This is a genomic window from Aquabacterium commune (assembly GCF_004362855.1).
GTDB classification, from domain to species: domain Bacteria; phylum Pseudomonadota; class Gammaproteobacteria; order Burkholderiales; family Burkholderiaceae_C; genus Aquabacterium; species Aquabacterium commune.
The window spans coordinates 1-16,875 of the sequence record NZ_SNXW01000021.1 but is presented as its reverse complement, the minus strand read 5'-3'; the positions used below and the strand labels follow the sequence as shown (position 1 = coordinate 16,875).

The following is a 16,875-nucleotide window of genomic DNA, read 5'->3' as shown; positions in this document are numbered from 1 at the left end:
TCTTGCGTTCAAATCCAGTGGTGCTCAGGCTCATCTGCTTCATGCTGATACTGTCTCACATTCAGGGCTGCATGCGAAGGTTTTGCAGACCTTCCTTTGTTTGTTTGAACGCGATGAATGCCAAAAGTAATTTGATTGCCACGGCCATTCAGGCGTCCTCTGGCTTAGCAGGCCTCAGTTTGTTGTGTGTCTATGGCCGAGCACGGTGCTCGGTCGCGGGTGACCCGGGCCGGGCCACCCGGGTTGAAGCTGAAAGCACCGTTCCTGCCGCAGCCGTGGATGGGCTGGCTCATGCGCCTGTCGCACAGGCTGGCCCGGGCCGGGCCAGCTTTGCAGACACCTGGAATGTGGTCACATCCAAAGAAATTCGGACAGATGTGATGCCAGAGAGGGGTGGCCCGGGCCGGGCCAGCACTTTTGAAGTGCGGCAGTGTGGGCTGAAAGGGCCGTGTGGGATGAAAGGGACCTGCGGCAGCAGTGATGGGCGGCATGACCTGCGGCAGCTATCTCCTAATCAGCATGAAGTTCAAAGTCATCAACAAATGCAACAGCAAACTTGTCAAACAATGGATTCTTATAAAGGGCCCTTAAAGGGTAAGGCGCATGCCGTGCGCCAGTGGTTGTCGTCTGCGGAAAAGAGGCTCGTGGATGTGCACAGTGAGATGGAGTTGCTGCGGCAAGAGAGCAAGGACTTGATTTCGGATGAGTCGCCGTGGTCGCTCGACATCTACAGCATCACCAAGCGTGGGGCCAAAAGTTTGCGCTGGCGCATGACTGGTGGCGCACATTCGCGATGGGAGAAAATCGTGCCGCTGCTTGCGTACCTGGCGCCGGCATCTGCGCAGTGGTATCGTGAGGCGAACATCCGTGCCGCAGTTCTAAATGCCCGGGAGCAATCTGTTAGGTATGAAATAAAGACGGCAAAGAGGTTGGAGCAGGCTTTGGATCTGCTTTGAATTGACCGTTATCGAAATCAACTAATATGGTGGTCCAATGATTAGAGAGAAGTGGATGAGCGATGAGGGATATGCCAGTGGCGTGAAGGCTTGCCGCAAAATGGGGGGCGATACGCTGGCAATGAAACGTGGGCAGCTATTCGAATTGGAGGTTGCGGTTGGCAACCTCAAAAGAGGTCTGCCATCACCGAGAATGGTTGCCGCCATGATTGGCTTTGTCTTCGGTGGGGCAATTGTCGGAGGGGCCTTGCTTTACTTGAAGGTGCTTGATACGTTTCTTTCTGGTGCAGTCGTCGGGCTGATTTCTGGGTTGATTTCAGGGTGGGTGATTGTTGGGTATTCAGGCTTTCCTGCTTCCCATTTCGATTACATAGATTCCCTGCTTGCTCAATATGAGCCAGTTCTGGTGCAGGCTTATGTGGATTTGCAGAAAAAGGTTAGAGAGGCTGGGGGATTCGAGCCTCTTGTGCTTGAGGATTGGCTGAAGCTGGAGAGTAAGGCGATCGATGTTGTCGAGCTCGAACGAAAGGTTTTGGTTGGCGGTGAGCATCCTGGTGGCAGCAAGTTTCTGAGTAAGAAAATTGGGCAATAAGAATCTGATTCTGTAGTGGTTAATTCAAAAGAGGCGGCTCAATGAGGCTGACCCAGATGTGTTCTTGACAAGGCTCCAATGAGGAAAACAAACTGGAGCAGAAAATGGGTATCGAATCTACCGTTATTGGCAACATGCTGACCAATCCCGAACGTCGGATCGTCAAGGTTCGCGGTGAGGACACCACAGTTACCGAGTTTCGGGTCATGGCCGATGTGTACAAGCGGGATGACAACGATCAACTGGTGCAGGACGAGCAAAAGTCCGAGCCGGTGCAGGTCTCGGTGTGGAACGAAAAACTGGGCGAAGAAATCGCTCGTCATTTCAAGGCAGGTTGCCGTTTGATCATCATCGGCACGCAAACGATCCAGACTTGGCAGAAGGACGGACAGAACCATTACCAAGTGCAGATCAACGCTGCGGCTGTGGGCCTGGTGCCCTATCGCATCGACCGCATCGAGTTTCGACAGAAGCGTGAAGCCTCGACCTCTGATCAGCAGGCGGCCTGAGCGTGGTGCCACCGCCGTCAGGCGGTGGCCGATCTTCACCTTCATCGAGTATCGACATGAACACCATCAAGCGCTGGAGCATGGAGCGTGATGCTGCCTACATCCATGCCATCTTGAGCTGCCTTCGCCGTCATGGCCCACTGGTCGGTGCGGCCGAGGTCCTGCAGCAATCCGTGTCCTACCTCCGAGCTCGTCATCCTCAAGGTGGTGAGTTGGAAGATGCGGTGCATCTGCGGCGAGTGGTGCGGGCGTTGCTGGGGCTGCTGGCCACAGGCAACGTCCGAAGCTGGCTATGGCAAGGTCAGGTTTGCTATGCCTTGCCTTCCTTGAGCCAGCAGTGCTCGCTTGGCCTGGGGCGCAGCGGTTTGAAGCCCTTCGCGGTTCCTATGGCTGTGGCAGCGGCTGCCGTGGTTGCTGGCTGTGCCTCCTCTCATGACGGTAGCTTCAGCTCGCCGCGGTACAGCTACTTCGTTGAGCCCGGTTTGCATCAGGAACTTCCTATTGCTCGACCTCAGCCCGCGCGGCTGCTGGCTGAGCCCTTCACGCGCCATGTGGCGCGTGTCGAGGCAGTGGCCGAGGCTGGGGCAGCGTCTGGTGCTCCATCAGGAAAAATGAGCGGATCGACATTGGCTGTGGCAGGAACACCCGAGGTTCGGGAAGCCGCGAAGCAGGTGCTGGTGCAGCCGGAACTCATTGAGGCATCGGTGCATTTCGCTTACGCGAGATCGCAACTCGGGCTTGATGGCTTGGCCGAGCTACGAGCCCTCGTCCCTCGATTGCGCGATGCCGCCAGCATCAGATTGATCGGTCGCGCTGATCCAACGGGGCAGCCGGCAATGAATGCTCGTCTTGCGCAGGCGCGTGCGGACTCTGTGGCCGTTCAGCTGAAGCGGCTGGGCATCAAGCCGGACAAGATTCGAGCACAGGCCTGTGACAAGTGCTGGGTCGCTCCGGAGAAGCTGGACGCAGCTACCGCGCAGCTGCGTCGTGTCGACATCGAGGTTCGGTTTCCGACCGTGGCCCACGATTGATCGCTGCACATGAGCGATCTACAGGTTGCGGCTGAGCCTGGCTCGGCCGCACCACCCTTCACGCCGGTCACGCCGTTCAGGCCATCGTTGGTGGTCAGAGCGGTGTGCGATGGCCTGCGCCTGGGCTTCAACCTCCAGTATGCCGAGGGCGTGAACACCGTCATGAAGAAAGCGGGCTTTGCCTGGAGCCGCTTTCGGCGGATGTGGGTGGTCCCAGTCGCCCAGGCCAGGGAGGCCATGGAGCAGGTGCGAGAGAACGCGCCTGTCGACCTGAGCTTCTCGCTCGACGATCTGCGTGACAAGGGCGCAGTGGCTTGGCTGAACAAGCAGCCAGACTTCTTCACTGAGCTTTTGGACGCCCAGTTGATCCCCCTGGAGGACGGGCGTTTTGCGTGCACCTTCGAGTTTGATGCTCTGGCAGCTCAGGCCATGCGGGAGCTGGGGGGGAAGTTTCACAAGTATGCGAACGCATGGGAGGTCGCCAGAACGAAGCAGGAGATCCTGCAGGTCCTTGAGAGAGTGGCTGGCATTCGCGAAGAATTTGTATTCGTCCACGAGCACCACATGCGACTGGAGCAGTTGGTCGCCAGGTCAAAGTCAGAGGTTCCAATCACTGTCCCAGGAGCCCCACCTCCCTTTGGTGGAGGCGGGGCGCGGGAGCCCGGCGAACTGGTCGGCAATGGCTTCTTGTCGGCCATCGGTACGCCCATGGCAAAGCTACAGGTGGACGATGTTGCACTGCGCTACTTGGCAAAGAAGTGCAGCCTGCGTAGTTACCAAGTTGAGGGGGTTCGTTTCCTGGCTGAGCGGTCAGCTGCGCTGCTGGGTGACGACATGGGGCTCGGCAAGTCTCGGCAAGCGGCCGTTGCAGCCAGGCTTGTTGCCGGAGATGAGATTGTGTTGGTGGTGTGCCCTGCCAGCTTGTGCATCAACTGGCAGCGCGAGATCAACGCGGTATTCCCAGATGAGCAGGTTGCCTTCATCGGTGAACACTCCTTGGAGGAGTGCGCCAAGGCACGGTGGATTGTCGCGAACTATGAGCGCCTGGCGGGCCTTGTGAAGGCCACGGACCTGCCTCTGGCATGCATGCTGGTGGACGAGGCACACAACCTCAAGGAGTACCAGGCCGGGCGCACACGCAATGCCTTCCTGCTTGCCGAGCGGATCAAGAGGCGCTTTCTGCTGACGGGCACGCCCATCCTCAACCGTGAAGTCGAGATGCATACCCTTTTGCGCTTGTCTGGGCACCCGCTCGGCGAGCTCGGCTTGAAGGAGTTCCGCAAACGGTACGCAGGCAGCTCTGCAAATCGCGGTGAACTGGCCGACCAGATCCGCGACTGGATGCTTCGACGTGGCAAGGACGTGCTGACCGATCTTGGCAAGAAGATCGAGCAAGTCCGGTATGTGAACCTGGCTGGAGGGTTGGCCTCCTACGAGAGGATCCTCAAGGACGCCACGATGCAAACGATGCCCAAGCTGATGAAGCTTCGGGAGCACCTTGAGCATCTCAAGGTCGACTTTATCGTCGAGTCCATCCAGGCCCTGCCATACGACCAGAAGGCCTTGATCTTCGTTGAGTTCACCGAGACGGTGGACATGTTGGTGAAGGCCCTGGCGGATGTCGGGATCAAGGCGGTTTCGATCATTGGTGCACACAGCCCCAAGCAGCGCATGAAGGCCGTGGATGCGCTGCAGAACGACCGTGACGTCCAGGTGCTCATCGGCACATCAAAGGCCGCTGGCGTCGGCCTAACGCTGACACGTGCCAACTACGTGTTCCTCATGAGCCTGCCGTGGACCAATGCGCTAAAGCGGCAGTCGGAGGATCGCGCATATCGCAGCGGGAACACCAGCGATGTCTTTGTCATGATCCCGATCATCGCTGGAACGCTGGACGAACAGGTGATGGCGTTGCTGAACTCCAAGGAAGAGATCGAGGACGATGTTGTCGAGGCTCTGCGAGTGGCGGTGACAGCATGAGCTTTGAAGGTGGACGGTGCGTTGGCGACCATCCAGGATCCGAAGAAAAAGGTGGTGACAGAAGAGCTCCACAGCACACAGCCAGCTCATGGCTGAGCAACAACGGAGAACCTCTCATGTCTTTCTTGAACCGCATGTGGCGAAAGCCAACAAGCGAAACGCAGATCCATGCAAATGACCAAGACGCTGTTCCAGGCCTCGTGCAGGCGCTGCTTGCCGACCGCAAGAGTGAGCGGCGAGCAAGCATCATTCGCACATCCCTGTACGTGCTCATGGTGACGGCACCGGCCTTGTTGTTCATGCCCAACCCTTTTTTAGGTTGGAGCTTCTCGTCTGGTCCGGTCGTGGGCGTGGTGCATCTTGATGGGCCAATCGAGGCAGGGGCTCCGGCCTCCGCTGATCGAGTGCTTCCCGCTCTGCGGCGTGCATTCGAATCGGAGAACGTCAAGGCTGTGGTGTTGAGCATCGATAGCCCTGGCGGAGCGCCCATCGAGTCCGAGCGAATAAATGATGTAGTTGCCGATCTGCGCAAGAATAATCCCAAGCCCTTCGTCGCGGTTATCAACACGCTGGGCACCTCTGCCGCCTATCTGGTGGCCATGCATGCGGACACCATCTACGCCGGACGCTACAGCATCGTCGGTTCGATCGGTGCCGTGATGGAGGGCTGGGACGTGCACCAGGTCCTGGCCAAGTACGACGTCAGCCGCCGCGTGTACGCGTCGGGTGAGCTCAAGAGCATGCTCAATCCCTATATCCCGATGTCGGACAAGGCCGATGCCGAGGCGCGGGAGCTCGTGGTGGGCATGGGAAAGCGCTTCAACGAAGAGATGCGTGCGAAGCGCGGGAGCAAGCTCAAGCCCGGCATAGACTACGGAAATGGTGGGGTGTGGCCTGGTCCGACAGCGAAGGAAATTGGCGTCGTGGACGAGCTGGGAACGCTGGATTCCGTCGTTGCGAAGCGATGGAACCTTCCCATCAAAGACTTTGGCCCTCGCGAGCACGGCATGCCTTTCGTGGCCACTGCAAGCGAATGGTTGACGGGGGTGGTCACTCAGACCACGCTGCGTCTGCAGGCCAACGTCGATGGCGTGAAGTTCAAATGAACCAACTTGGGGATTGAAGATGAAGACAAGCACACTTTGGGCTTTGGCCTTGATGTTTGCTGCTGGCGCCGCCAGTGCTGACAAGACCGAAACAGCAGAGAAAGACTACGATTTGCCGCGGTGCTCCAAGCCCATCGCCTCCGTGATGGTGGGACAACTGGCCTGCAAGTCGGCCTCGTGTCAGGCTACAGGCAAGGACTCCGGCGCCGGCGGCCTTATGGCGCTGGCGGCCTTGGCCTCCGGCAATTCTTCGGTGAGTTTTCCTGGCGTAGGCGAGGGCATGTCGGCCATGCTGACGACTGTTCTCAAGGAAACGGGGTGCTTTGAGATCCAGGAGCGCGAGGCACTGGATGAGCTCAACAAGGAGCTTGCACTTGTCGGCAAGAAGGTGGAGGTTCAGCAGGCTGACTTCATGATCAGCGGGGCCATCACGTCCATCAACATGGTGACAGAGAAGAAGCAGTTCGCTGGCGGCTATATCCCGATCCTTGGGGCGATCTCGACGACGACGAAGACGGCGGATCTCGGGCTCGACATCAAAGTGATCGACGTCAATCGCGCAAAGGTTTTGCAGGCCCGGACGTTCACTGGCAATAACGAAACGTCGAGCACGAGCTGGGGCGCAGCAGGCTTTGCCGGCATTGGCGCATTGGGCGGCATGTCCACTATCAAAGGCACGCCTATGGAAGAGGTCGTGCGTGATGTTCTGGTACGCGTCGCCTCGTTTACCTCTCGCACACTGGTGGACGCCAGCGGCGCGAAAGATGTGGAGCTCGTGAGCCCGTTGGCTCAAGCTGCGAAGTGATCGGCCTGTTGCTCATTTGTGGAGCATGCCGAGTTCTGGGTGGCGCTTCCTGCGGGGAGTTCGATGTGATCGCAGCGCTTATCCACAGTTTCTGTGGATAAGTTCGGCGCCCCCAAGGATGCTTCACTGCAGCAACTCATCAATGTGCTTGACGAATTTATTTAGTAATACCAAAATAGGACCTCAGTAAACGAGGTCAGACATGAAAGCTGTGCCCCAGAGACACATAGAACAAGACGATGCACAGTTGAGTGCTCTGCGTGTGCCGCCTCATTCGATCGAGGCTGAACAGAGTGTGCTTGGTGGTTTGCTGCTCGACAACACCGCTTGGGACCATGCCGCCGATTTGCTGCTGGAGCACGACTTCTACCGACATGAGCACCGGCTGATCTACGGGGCGTTGGCAGAGTTGATCAATGCGACGAAGCCTGCCGATGTGATCACCGTGTACGAGCGCTTGAAGTCGTCTGGAACAGGGGACGAGTGCGGAGGGCTAGGCTATCTCAACTCATTGGCCCAGAGTGTGCCCAGTGCTGCGAACATACGGCGCTACGCGGAGATCGTGAGAGAGCGATCGGTGCTGCGCAAGATGATTGCTGTCAGCGATGAAGCGATCGCAAGTGCCCTGCAGCCAGATGGTCGCTCTGTCACTCAGATCCTCGATGAGTTCGAATCGAAGGCTCTGAAGATTGCTGAGCAAGGGTCTCGGCATGCCAAGATCTGGAGCCCTCTGGACAGCCTGATCGCTGAGGCCATTGATGGAATCATGGCCAACGCGGACAAGGGGGGCGTGGCGTTGACGGGGCTCAGCACTGGTCTTGCCGACCTCGACAAACAAACGTCAGGTTTGCAGGACGGGGACCTCATCGTCTTGGCTGCGCGCCCTTCCATGGGGAAGACCGCCTTGGCGCTCAACATTGGTGAACACGTCGCAGTCAACCTCGGGTTGCCCGTGGCCGTGTTTTCGATGGAGATGGGGGGTGGTCAGCTCGCGCTTCGCATGATCGGGTCTTCTGCTCGGATAGACCAGTCGAATCTGCGGGCAGGCACGCTGAGCGATGACGAATGGTCCCGTCTGAGCGAGACGACTGAACGGCTCATCAAAGCCCAGATGTTCATCGATGAGACAGGCGCTTTGTCAGCCAATGAGCTGCGTGCGCGAGCTCGCCGCAAAGCGCGCGAGTGCGGAGGAAAGCTGGGACTGATCATCGTGGACTACTTGCAGCTGATGGCTGGTGGTGAAGCGGCAAGTGGTGGGGCTGCGCAAGAGAACCGGGCGACCATGTTGGGCGAGGTGTCGCGAGGACTGAAAGCGCTTGCGAAAGAGCTTCAATGCCCTGTCATCGCGCTCTCACAACTCAACCGTGCAGTGGAGAGCCGCCCTGACAAGCGCCCGATGATGTCTGACCTGCGAGAGTCGGGGGCCATCGAGCAGGATGCCGACGTCATCATGTTCATTTACCGCGACGACTACTACAACAAGGAATCGAGCGAGCCCGGGGTTGCAGAGATCATTCTTGCAAAGCAACGCAACGGTCCTGTCGGAACGGTCAAGCTAGGATTCCTCAAACCTCAGACCAAGTTTGTGAATTTGCAGACGATCTGAGTGCCCTTTGAGCCGCCTTCCTTGTGAGGGCGTCTTTCTGTAGACTAATGCGAAATCCACCGGCTGAGGTTAATCAGCTCGTTCGCTGCACGTCACGCAGCGCCTTGCACATGGTTTGGCTTCTGAAAAACCATGGGTACCGCTTGCGGTATTTGAAGTTTCATCAACCCCCTGGGGCTCGTCACGCCCCTCAGGGGTCACGTGCGGGCTCCGTTTTTATTGGAGATCCCATGTCTATCATCCTGATCAAATACCTTGTGCAGTTGGCAAGGCAGGTCATACGAAGGTACTATCTGTTCATGGATAAGATCATTCGCCAAGGCGACAAAGAGGTTCGTGTGTTCCGCACGCCAGATGGTGTGACCGGTATCGTGGATACTTCTGTGCCCATGAGCGCGCTCGACGGCCTGGCTGCCAAGCTCGAAGAACGTCTGGCAGCCCGCGCTCGTACCGCGAAGATCGCACTCACGCCTTTCGGTGGTGCGAAGCCTATCGCAGGCTCCAGTAGCTAAGGTCCTGCGATGGCCGCCACGAACTTTGTTCGTGGGTCGGTTCTCAAGTGTTCGTTTCCCTACGTCGATCGCCCTAGCAGGCCGGGTCCTCACCCGCATTACTGCTTGTTCGTGGATTCATTCGAGATCCGCGACAGGATTTACTACGCAGTCTGCTACGGCACGTCCCGTCTCGATGAGCCTCTCCTCGAGAACCACAACGGGGCTATTTTCAGCGTCGACAGCTCCCTCATTAAAGGCTCGCCCATGTCCATGCGTGTGACGCACTTCGTGTGCTCGCATGTGGCGGTCATTCCTGATCGATGGGTGTACCGAAACTTCCAAGCTCGCCTTGATTTCATCCGCCCGGAAGGACGGAAGGGAGATCGTCTGCGCGAGCGCATGTACGACCAGTTCGTGCTGCTGGAGCCGTTGATGGAGTACGAGGCGCTGATCGCCGTGAACTACGTTCGGAAAACGGGCCGACCAGGCTTGCCTGGCGAGACCACCCTGCGGTAAGTCCAACCGCATCCTTAAAACCCAAGGTCGTTGCGACCGGAGCCTCTGGCCCGTCGCACGGCCTTTTTTCATTTCTGAGGCCAATATGCAAGATACCGTTGAACAAGGCCAGCCCATGGCCACACTGAACCCAGAAGCGTGGCATGCCACGCACGTCCCTGAGGAGCGTCGACTTGCCATGCTCCCCAAGCTGTTTGGTGAGCGTCTCATGATCAGAGGAGAGCACGCCGTCTACAACTTCATGAGCGCGATGTGTAGCGCCTACGGCGGCGGCTTCTGGGACTACTACGAGCTGGCTAATGGGGCCGTTTACATGGTGCCAACAGGTGCCGAGAACTTTGAACTGAAGTGGCACGGCAACGGGTACGAGGGGCGCGTCAGCGCTCATGCAGCCGGAATCATCGTGACGCTATGTGCATTGAGCGAGATGAGCTTCCACGATCGAACGGATACCTGCGCGGAGAACTATCACAAGTTGCGTGAGGTACTCGTCGTACACCCGGAAGGCTCCCAAATTTACCTGGCCACCGATTAAAGCTAGGCGTTCTCGGGCAGAGGCCCGGGCCGCTATCTCGCACTGTGGCCCATCGTGGCTGCGTCAACTTCAGGCGTCCTCACTGGCCAATGCCAGAGGGGGCGCCTCTTTCATGAGGAACTCAACATGACCAACCGTCGAGACGTTCGCGTGGGTGATTCAACCAGGTCGACATCGATACCCGAGCAAGCCGAGGTTCCGGCGCATCTGCAAGATGTCGTCAACGACATGGAGTTGCAGAGGCAGCAAGGCACGCTGTCGGATGACGATTTTCAGCGGCGGCTTAGCCGAATTTTGGAGCGCGACCGGCGCGCCGCCAATCGTCAAGGAGCGCAGCCATGATGCTTCACTATCTGGTCCGATCTGTGGGGCTGAATCGCGGTGCTCCACGGATTTTCCTCGACGGTCCGCTGCTGCGCGCCACAGGGTTCCGACCCGGCTCAAGATTCGATCTTCAGCTCGACGTGCAGCGTTGCTGCATCGAGCTCGTGCTGGCTTCTGGCGGTGAGCGCAAGACCAGTTCTCGCAAGAGAGCGGACGCCGAGGAATCGGTCATAGACATCAATGGCAGAGAGGTGCTGCGCTCGTTCCCGGCCGGCATGGCCGTGCGGATCGAGCTCTATGCGGATCGTGTGCTGATCAGCCCGCTTGCCAGCGAGTTGGCCAGGATCGCCCGCCTGCGGCGCTTGCTGACGTGTGAGGCCCAGGGCTGGATTAGCTCTGCCAGCCTTGCTCATGGGATCGGTGTCATGGCCAAAGCGGCTCACCTTGGCTTTGCTCGGAAAGGTATGGCGCTCAGGCTTGTGGCCGCCGTCGAGCTCGACGCGCGCTGGATTGACCAAGCGTGCGAAAGGAATGACGCCTGGTCACAGGAAACGATGGGCATTGCGGCCCCCTTGCAGGAGGTTGTGCAGGATGGGGCATTGCTTAGGCGTATCGGCTTGGTCGACCTGGTCGAAGCTGGCTTGCCATGTTCCGGTGCAAGCCGGGCCGGAAAGGCAAAGCGTCGACTTGGGTGCATGGAAGATCATCCCGAGGTGGGGCACCTGGTGGCGCCTGCAATTGGGGTGGTACAAAGCTGCCAGCCGATTGCATTCATGCTGGAGAACGTCACGAGCTACGCCAACGAAGCGAGCGCTGCCATCCTGAGGTTAATGTTGAGAGACATGGCTTACGACGTCCACGAAGTCGTGCTCGAGGCCACGGCCTTTGGCGCGATGGAAGGACGGACAAGGTGGTTCTTGGTCGCAGTTACATGCGGCATCGAGTTGGATGTGCAACATGCCTTGGAGCTTCATCTGCAGCGGTTCCGTCCGCCGGCGCGCTACGTGGGGGAGCTGTTGGATCCTGTGCCGCTGGACGACCCGAGCTGGCGATCATTCGCCTACATCGGTGAGAAGGCTGATCGTGATGCCCTGGTTGGGAATGGCTTCAGCCCTCAGGTCGTTGAAGCTCACTCCATAGAGGTTCCTACGCTTCGGAAAGGCTACCAGAAGGCGGGATCGACAGATCCGCTCCTGCAGCACCCATCCAAACCAGAACTGCGACGCCAATTCACTGTGGCAGAGCATGCGAGGTTCAAGGGTGTGCCAGAGCACCTGGTTGATGGGCTTTCGTTCACGGCGGGCCATCAGGCGCTGGGACAGTCCATTGCGGTTGAGCCAGTAGCCTGGCTCTTCGAGGTTCTCGCCGGTGCGCTGAAAGACTGGGCCAAGGACGCTCGTTCAAATGCGCGTCATGCGTTTGATCTCAGACCAGGGGTCAACCGATCACCAGCAAGGGCTGTGACGGGATGACTTGAAACGAAAAGGCCGGACACTGTCCGGCCTTTTTCCATTTAGTCTTGCGCAGCGCCATGTTCGTTAGCCGCGTCGAGTCCCGTCGCACCGCAGGGCTGGCAATCAACGCGACCAGCGAGGCCTGGCCAGCCGCCAGTACCACCGCATCAAGAAAGGCCGGAGGCCGTCAAGAGGGTACGCCCCATATGCACAGCCAAGCCGAGCGGTAGGCCCATCAGCCATACGCATGCGTAGACGGGCACCATGGTGTCAATGCTCCCCTGATCCCGCTTGCTCACAAACGCCCAATAGCCCAAGAAAACTGGTAGCAAGAGGGAGGTCAGGGCCCGGATGGTATCTCCGTGAAAGGCGTTGATGACCCCCATGGCGGCCGTCGCGGCGCAGGCCGAGCCGATCAACGTCAGAACCATGCCCATGAGCATCACTTCTTTGCGTGCCTTGGCAACCGTGTTCATCGTCTGCTCCTTGAGAATTGATGTGAGCAGCATTTTGCGGCAGTTCTAGATCCGCGGGCACCCTCCGGTATAGAATTTAATCGTACTAAATTGTTTTCCATGAATTAGGCCGTATGACGCACAAAGACCTGCCCGCCAAGGAGCCTGCCGCGCGAAAGTCTGCGGCGCGGAAAGCCGTGGCCAACGAGGCGGAGAAGCCGAGCGGCGGGGAAACTCGCGGACGACGACGAAAAGGCGGGGCGGCATTTGCAAAGCGCACGTCCGTTACCCTTGTGCAGGAGACCTACGACTTCCTGGTCAAGGAAGGCGATGGCGTTGCCAGCGAAGGTATTGAGCGAGTTGTTGCTGCGGTTCAAGCCTCAAGGCAACGAAGGCGAGCTTAGGCCGCAGCGAGCACGCGAAACGAGCGTGATTCGCATGCCGGCCGATGAGGTTGAAAAGGCGTTGCCGAGTGGCACAGGCAGGATGACACGACTGCCTGAACAGAACGGCGAGAGGATCGAGATGGCTGTGATCGTCAAGAAAGCTGAGAAAGTTGCTGCGGTGGTGAGTAGCCTTCCCGTTGGGTTCAGCTTCGAGGCCTTCCTCGAAGCATTTCAAGCCGCGTACCCAAAGGAATGGGCAAACGTCGTGCGTGAGTACCAGAAGCACGAGCGCAAGACAAAGCCGGGCAAGGCTCATCCAATGCCTGAGCCGGTCCAGTACATGCGCAATGCACTTAATGTCCATCTGCGTGGATGACCACGGCGCAACGCGCAGCCTAAGCCGCCTGACCTGCGCAGCCACCTGACCCAAGGAAATGGAACATGAGTTGGAATCAGACACTGACAGACGTTAGAGATGCTTATCGCAACGCAAAGAATCCCAACGCAGCGATCACGCAAGCGAACTACTTGGCCATGCTTGGCGCCTTCTCGGAGCTGGTCCCGTTAGCAACCATCAGCGATGCATATGACACCGACTTCCGGCGAAATCTTCCTGGGGGCGGGTTGTCTGGGTTTGACGTTGTCCCATTGGCCAAGCGCATTTCGGATGCCCAAATGTTCGCTATTGCCAACCCTGTGTATCCGGTGACCGGTGAAGGCATTGCTGAGAACCTGTTGGCCTTACTGCACCTGCTCCCGGCGGGGTCCGAGAATGCAACCTTGACTCGGCTTCGGGGGACGTTCCAAAGCATCCTCGCGGGTAACCTATAAGCGCCCTCGCTCTCATTGAGATCGGAGCGTTGTATGAAGAAAAAGGGCCAACCTTGCGGTTGGCCCTTTTGTTATGCGGCCAGTAGCTGGCGCGCAAGTTCTACCTCGATGCTGTCACCTCCCTCATTGAGGACGTCTAGCCCCGTTTCGGGCATCTCGCCCGACGTGGACTGAGAAACGGCGATCTTGGTGGCCATGAGCTGCAGGCAGCTGATCTGTGCTGTGCCCAGGAATCCAAGAAAGTACACCTCCACATCACAGCGTTGGCCGATGCGCCATGAGCGCCTGGCGGCCTGCTGCAGTGTGTAGACGTTGTAGCCGGATTGAAGGAACACGATGGTTGGGAACTCCATCAGATCCAGGCCGGTTTTCACGAGTTCGGGGTTGGTGATGATCACCTCGACGCCCTGGTCAACCTTCTCAAGAATCCAGTCTTCGCGCTCTGCCGCATCGACGGCAGCGCGAAGAACGGCGACTTTGAAGCCCTGGAGCTCCAAGATGCTTCTCAGGCGAGAAGTGGTATCTCGGACACCTGTGTAGGTGGTGTAGACCAGCACCCTGCGTCCACGTGCCTTGGCCTCCTTGCAGAGGCTGACCAGCCGCTCCTCCTTGGGGCTGAGCTCATGCTCATCAACAAAGATCTGCGGTGCGCTGGCCAGCAGCGCCCTGGTGCGAGGGTGGTAGACCAGCTCTGACCGGAACGCGCAGTCTGGCCAGGCCAGCAACACATTTAGAACCACGCCCATCAGCGTTTTGTCACCGCAACGCATGGCCTGGGCAAGCTCCTCTTGCAGACGCCCCGCCAGATGAGCGTAAGCGGCAGCCTGGTCGTCCGTCATGGCGATGGGAACCATCTCCTCTTTGTAGGGAGGCAGGATGTTTCCACCGATGTCCTTGAGCCGCAGGAATGCGGTCAGCGGAAGGACGTAGCGCATGATGCCGACCGGACTGAATCCGGGCGCCTTGGCCACCCGGTGGGTGGTCTTGGTCTTGCCCTTCGCAGTCCTGTGGGCGCGCTGCCCATCGACGCCGGAGGACTCCTTGTAGATGTCCTTGAGCACGCCGTGTTCTCGCATGTAGGCCATGCTGGCCGAGGTGAGCGATCCGTCTCGGGCGGTGAACCCGTCATCGATCATCAGTTGAGGGTTCAAGCGCCAGAGCAAATAGAAGAGGTCATCGGCGTAGCCGCCCATCAGCGTGCCGGTCAGCAAGATCGCCTTGCGGCACTGACTGGCGATCACGCCAAAGGCTTGCCCCTGGGCGGAACCTTCGTTCTTGAACTCGTGCCCTTCGTCGGCGATGACCGTCTCGAAGAACCCTTTTGGAAGGTAGCGCTTGATGAACTCGCTGGGTTGATAGCCGCCGGTGCCGAAGCTGAACTCCTTGTTGGCCATGGCGCGTTCCATCCGTCTGGCTTGCCGGTCTGTGAAGACCAGGTCACCGTCCTCGTCCATCAAGTTGATGAACTCGTGGACGTTGTCCTCGAGCATGCTGCCGATGCGATCGGAGCCGAAGATCTTGAGTAGCTTGGCCGCTGTCTTGTCGCCGATCGTGGGGATCTGCTTCAAGGCTTCGGTCATCACTTCCTCCTTGGACCTGGTCGGGCCATTGCGATAGAGGGTCCACAAGGCCTCTCCGCAGGCCTTGCAGGCCGTTTGGTGGACGTTGAGTACCTCCATCGCTTCCACCGGGCTCAGAGGCCTTGGCAGGCCCTCTGGGTCGTCGCCGTGGATAGGTTGGCCGCATCGAGGGCAGGCTGCAACCCGCTGTGCGGAGAAATCGCCTGCCTCGGTGCGCTCGCACACGGTGCGGAGGGTGAAGCTGGGCTTCCAATTGAAGCCCATGCGCATGCGGACACGCCCCATGATGAAGAATGTTGGAGCGGTCGGCCGCTCCTGCATGGCGCGCAGCAACAGCAGCTTGCGGAGCGTGTCGGGCCCGTTCAGGATCCAAACCGCAGCTCCCGGAACCGTCTGCTTGATTTCTCGGCGCCACTTGTAGACGAGGTGGGGCGGGCAAACCACCAGGTTGCGGTTGAGGCCTGCTGTGCTTAGCACGGCCGCCAATGCGATGGCCATGATCGTCTTGCCCGTGCCCATCTCTCCATTGATGATGCAGGCGCGTTCTCCGACGTCGACGAGCAACCTGGCGCAGGCCTGCACGACGTGCTGCTGCTCGACGAACGGAGTTCGCAGCAGCTGCTCCATCACGAGAGCGCGATCGGGGTGAGGGTCCTTGTTGTAGACCGGGGCGTTCTGGGCTTGCACGGCCTGCAGCAGGCCGGTGCCGAACGAGGCGATGAAGTCCGGCAGGCTCAGGGTGAGCTCCGGCTGGGTGTCGGTGATTTCTGCCTGAATGGCTTCTGTTTCCATGGTGACTCCAAGAAAGTGGGGCCACCGTCCCCAGGGGCGTGGCCCCATGGGGTGAAATTGAAAAGGATCAGGTTTTCTTGATCCAGGCGCTCATGCTCGGATCGCGTTCTGGGTAATAGCGTCTGGCGACGATCTTCTTGCCGCCCTTGAGCGACAAGACTCGGCGCCAGTATTTGCCACAGGCCAATGCACGCTGTTCATTGACGGCACGCACGTAGACTGGGCTGCCGCAAGCCTTGCCCTTCTTGTCGACAGGGTAGACCTCCCATTGCAGCTGAGGTGGTGGTTCCCACCAAGGTTGATCTGCCATCGGCCATCCTCCTCAGGTCAAGAATCGGGCCGTTTCAGCGGCTGCGGTAGGCGCGAACAACTTCCCATTGCGAATCGATTCGCTGATCAGCGTCTCGAAAGAGGAGGGGAGCTGGATCAGCGAGAGCTCAATGGGTCCGATGCTTGGCGTTCGGGACAGGCATCGATGGCCTGCTTCTTCGTCAACCAGCGTTTCGCGGAGGGTGGTGAGAACAAAGTCCTTCCATTCATCCAGCAGCGGAATTGGCGATAAGTGCTTGACCAAGGACCACGTCGCACCCTCGCGCATTTGTGGGGTGTGACCTGCGTCGAAGGTCAACCAGCCTCGACCGTTGACTCGGTCTGGCGTTGTGAGCTCTGGGTCGAAGATCCAGCCGTGAACGAGGGGACCAAAAAGGCATTGCTTTGGCAACCTGCAGGTGATCTTCTGCAAACGCCGAGGGTCTCCTACCAGTGCTTCGAACTTGCTTGGTCGGCCGGGGAATGTCGTGGTCACCTTGGTGACGCTGTCTGCGTGCTGGTGTCCGCGCCGATCCAAATCTGAGCCACTGTGCCGATCCAGTATTGAGCCAGGGCTGGTAGCCGACCAAAGGGTGGTCAGCTGTGGATAAGTG

General features: G+C 58.8%; 18 protein-coding genes and 1 pseudogene. 15 read left to right on the top strand and 4 right to left on the bottom strand.

Annotation, left to right across the window (positions count from 1 at the left end; translation table 11 throughout):
* From EV672_RS18760 to EV672_RS18085, 13 genes are all read left to right on the top strand, one after another.
* A partial coding sequence (locus tag EV672_RS18760; RefSeq protein WP_166643635.1) for a hypothetical protein occupies positions 1 to 956 on the top strand: 956 nt, incomplete at its 5' end.
* 55 nt (positions 957 to 1,011) lie between these two features.
* A complete protein-coding gene (locus tag EV672_RS18140; protein WP_133611357.1) occupies positions 1,012 to 1,548 on the top strand; it encodes a hypothetical protein in 537 nt (178 codons plus the stop codon).
* Between the two features lie 104 nt (positions 1,549 to 1,652).
* Positions 1,653 to 2,057 carry a single-stranded DNA-binding protein gene (locus EV672_RS18135; protein ID WP_083506214.1) on the top strand — a complete coding sequence of 135 codons (405 nt, stop codon included), beginning with the start codon at positions 1,653 to 1,655 and terminating at the stop codon, positions 2,055 to 2,057.
* Positions 2,058 to 2,113: 56 nt separating this feature from the next.
* Entirely contained in the window at positions 2,114 to 3,088 is a 975-nt protein-coding gene (locus tag EV672_RS18130) for an OmpA family protein (RefSeq protein WP_058088759.1), read from the top strand.
* A gap of 9 nt (positions 3,089 to 3,097) precedes the next feature.
* Positions 3,098 to 5,068 carry a DEAD/DEAH box helicase gene (locus tag EV672_RS18125; RefSeq protein WP_083506213.1) on the top strand — a complete coding sequence of 657 codons (1,971 nt, stop codon included), beginning with the start codon at positions 3,098 to 3,100 and terminating at the stop codon, positions 5,066 to 5,068.
* A 116-nt stretch (positions 5,069 to 5,184) separates the two neighbouring features.
* Positions 5,185 to 6,174 carry a S49 family peptidase gene (locus tag EV672_RS18120; RefSeq protein ID WP_160322575.1) on the top strand — a complete coding sequence of 330 codons (990 nt, stop codon included), beginning with the start codon at positions 5,185 to 5,187 and terminating at the stop codon, positions 6,172 to 6,174.
* Between the two features lie 19 nt (positions 6,175 to 6,193).
* On the top strand, positions 6,194 to 6,979 hold the full coding sequence (locus EV672_RS18115; protein ID WP_058088758.1) for a CsgG/HfaB family protein: 786 nt from the start codon (positions 6,194 to 6,196) through the stop codon (positions 6,977 to 6,979).
* A gap of 202 nt (positions 6,980 to 7,181) precedes the next feature.
* On the top strand, positions 7,182 to 8,585 hold the full coding sequence (dnaB, locus tag EV672_RS18110) for a replicative DNA helicase (RefSeq protein WP_133611355.1): 1,404 nt from the start codon (positions 7,182 to 7,184) through the stop codon (positions 8,583 to 8,585).
* A gap of 230 nt (positions 8,586 to 8,815) precedes the next feature.
* Complete coding sequence (locus EV672_RS18105; RefSeq protein WP_058087497.1) at positions 8,816 to 9,097, top strand: hypothetical protein; 282 nt, start codon at positions 8,816 to 8,818, stop codon at positions 9,095 to 9,097.
* A gap of 105 nt (positions 9,098 to 9,202) precedes the next feature.
* On the top strand, positions 9,203 to 9,595 hold the full coding sequence (locus EV672_RS18100; protein ID WP_058087498.1) for a hypothetical protein: 393 nt from the start codon (positions 9,203 to 9,205) through the stop codon (positions 9,593 to 9,595).
* A gap of 85 nt (positions 9,596 to 9,680) precedes the next feature.
* On the top strand, positions 9,681 to 10,130 hold the full coding sequence (locus tag EV672_RS18095) for an antirestriction protein (RefSeq protein WP_083505977.1): 450 nt from the start codon (positions 9,681 to 9,683) through the stop codon (positions 10,128 to 10,130).
* 126 nt (positions 10,131 to 10,256) lie between these two features.
* Entirely contained in the window at positions 10,257 to 10,472 is a 216-nt protein-coding gene (locus EV672_RS18090; RefSeq protein WP_133611354.1) for a hypothetical protein, read from the top strand.
* Positions 10,469 to 11,926 carry a DNA cytosine methyltransferase gene (locus tag EV672_RS18085; RefSeq protein ID WP_058087500.1) on the top strand — a complete coding sequence of 486 codons (1,458 nt, stop codon included), beginning with the start codon at positions 10,469 to 10,471 and terminating at the stop codon, positions 11,924 to 11,926. The genes EV672_RS18090 and EV672_RS18085 overlap by 4 nt, the downstream gene beginning before the upstream one ends.
* 149 nt (positions 11,927 to 12,075) lie before the next feature.
* On the opposite strand, the gene EV672_RS18080 is transcribed toward EV672_RS18085, so the two are convergent.
* Positions 12,076 to 12,384 carry a hypothetical protein gene (locus tag EV672_RS18080; RefSeq protein ID WP_133611353.1) on the bottom strand — a complete coding sequence of 103 codons (309 nt, stop codon included), beginning with the start codon at positions 12,382 to 12,384 and terminating at the stop codon, positions 12,076 to 12,078.
* 309 nt (positions 12,385 to 12,693) lie between these two features.
* Between EV672_RS18080 and EV672_RS18885 the strand changes: the two genes are divergently transcribed.
* Both EV672_RS18885 and EV672_RS18070 read left to right on the top strand, forming a co-directional pair.
* Positions 12,694 to 13,125 (top strand): hypothetical protein, encoded by a 432-nt coding sequence (locus EV672_RS18885; protein ID WP_200964296.1) that lies wholly within the window; start codon positions 12,694 to 12,696, stop codon positions 13,123 to 13,125.
* A 65-nt stretch (positions 13,126 to 13,190) separates the two neighbouring features.
* On the top strand, positions 13,191 to 13,580 hold the full coding sequence (locus EV672_RS18070; protein ID WP_133611352.1) for a hypothetical protein: 390 nt from the start codon (positions 13,191 to 13,193) through the stop codon (positions 13,578 to 13,580).
* Positions 13,581 to 13,651: 71 nt separating this feature from the next.
* Here the strand turns inward: EV672_RS18070 and EV672_RS18065 are convergent, their stop codons facing one another.
* From EV672_RS18065 to EV672_RS18055, 3 genes and pseudogenes are all read right to left on the bottom strand, one after another.
* Complete coding sequence (locus EV672_RS18065; protein ID WP_133611351.1) at positions 13,652 to 15,952, bottom strand: SNF2-related protein; 2,301 nt, start codon at positions 15,950 to 15,952, stop codon at positions 13,652 to 13,654.
* 67 nt (positions 15,953 to 16,019) lie between these two features.
* The gene (locus tag EV672_RS18060) at positions 16,020 to 16,262 is read right to left on the bottom strand and encodes a hypothetical protein (RefSeq protein WP_058087504.1); all 243 of its coding nucleotides are present in this window, start codon (positions 16,260 to 16,262) and stop codon (positions 16,020 to 16,022) included.
* Between the two features lie 12 nt (positions 16,263 to 16,274).
* Positions 16,275 to 16,875: pseudogene (locus EV672_RS18055) on the bottom strand (hypothetical protein); the annotation flags it as partial.

What these genes read in the sequence shown, in the direction of transcription:
- EV672_RS18140 (WP_133611357.1), top strand. Translation starts at nt 1,012, where the DNA reads ATGAGCGATGAGGGATATGCCAGTGGCGTGAAGGCTTGCCGCAAAATG.
- EV672_RS18135 (WP_083506214.1), top strand. Translation starts at nt 1,653, where the DNA reads ATGGGTATCGAATCTACCGTTATTGGCAACATGCTGACCAATCCCGAA.
- EV672_RS18130 (WP_058088759.1), top strand. Translation starts at nt 2,114, where the DNA reads ATGAACACCATCAAGCGCTGGAGCATGGAGCGTGATGCTGCCTACATC.
- EV672_RS18125 (WP_083506213.1), top strand. Translation starts at nt 3,098, where the DNA reads ATGAGCGATCTACAGGTTGCGGCTGAGCCTGGCTCGGCCGCACCACCC.
- EV672_RS18120 (WP_160322575.1), top strand. Translation starts at nt 5,185, where the DNA reads ATGTCTTTCTTGAACCGCATGTGGCGAAAGCCAACAAGCGAAACGCAG.
- EV672_RS18115 (WP_058088758.1), top strand. Translation starts at nt 6,194, where the DNA reads ATGAAGACAAGCACACTTTGGGCTTTGGCCTTGATGTTTGCTGCTGGC.
- dnaB (WP_133611355.1), top strand. Translation starts at nt 7,182, where the DNA reads ATGAAAGCTGTGCCCCAGAGACACATAGAACAAGACGATGCACAGTTG.
- EV672_RS18105 (WP_058087497.1), top strand. Translation starts at nt 8,816, where the DNA reads ATGTCTATCATCCTGATCAAATACCTTGTGCAGTTGGCAAGGCAGGTC.
- EV672_RS18095 (WP_083505977.1), top strand. Translation starts at nt 9,681, where the DNA reads ATGCAAGATACCGTTGAACAAGGCCAGCCCATGGCCACACTGAACCCA.
- EV672_RS18090 (WP_133611354.1), top strand. Translation starts at nt 10,257, where the DNA reads ATGACCAACCGTCGAGACGTTCGCGTGGGTGATTCAACCAGGTCGACA.
- EV672_RS18085 (WP_058087500.1), top strand. Translation starts at nt 10,469, where the DNA reads ATGATGCTTCACTATCTGGTCCGATCTGTGGGGCTGAATCGCGGTGCT.
- EV672_RS18080 (WP_133611353.1), bottom strand. Translation starts at nt 12,384, where the DNA reads ATGAACACGGTTGCCAAGGCACGCAAAGAAGTGATGCTCATGGGCATG.
- EV672_RS18885 (WP_200964296.1), top strand. Translation starts at nt 12,694, where the DNA reads ATGGCGTTGCCAGCGAAGGTATTGAGCGAGTTGTTGCTGCGGTTCAAG.
- EV672_RS18070 (WP_133611352.1), top strand. Translation starts at nt 13,191, where the DNA reads ATGAGTTGGAATCAGACACTGACAGACGTTAGAGATGCTTATCGCAAC.
- EV672_RS18065 (WP_133611351.1), bottom strand. Translation starts at nt 15,952, where the DNA reads ATGGAAACAGAAGCCATTCAGGCAGAAATCACCGACACCCAGCCGGAG.
- EV672_RS18060 (WP_058087504.1), bottom strand. Translation starts at nt 16,262, where the DNA reads ATGGCAGATCAACCTTGGTGGGAACCACCACCTCAGCTGCAATGGGAG.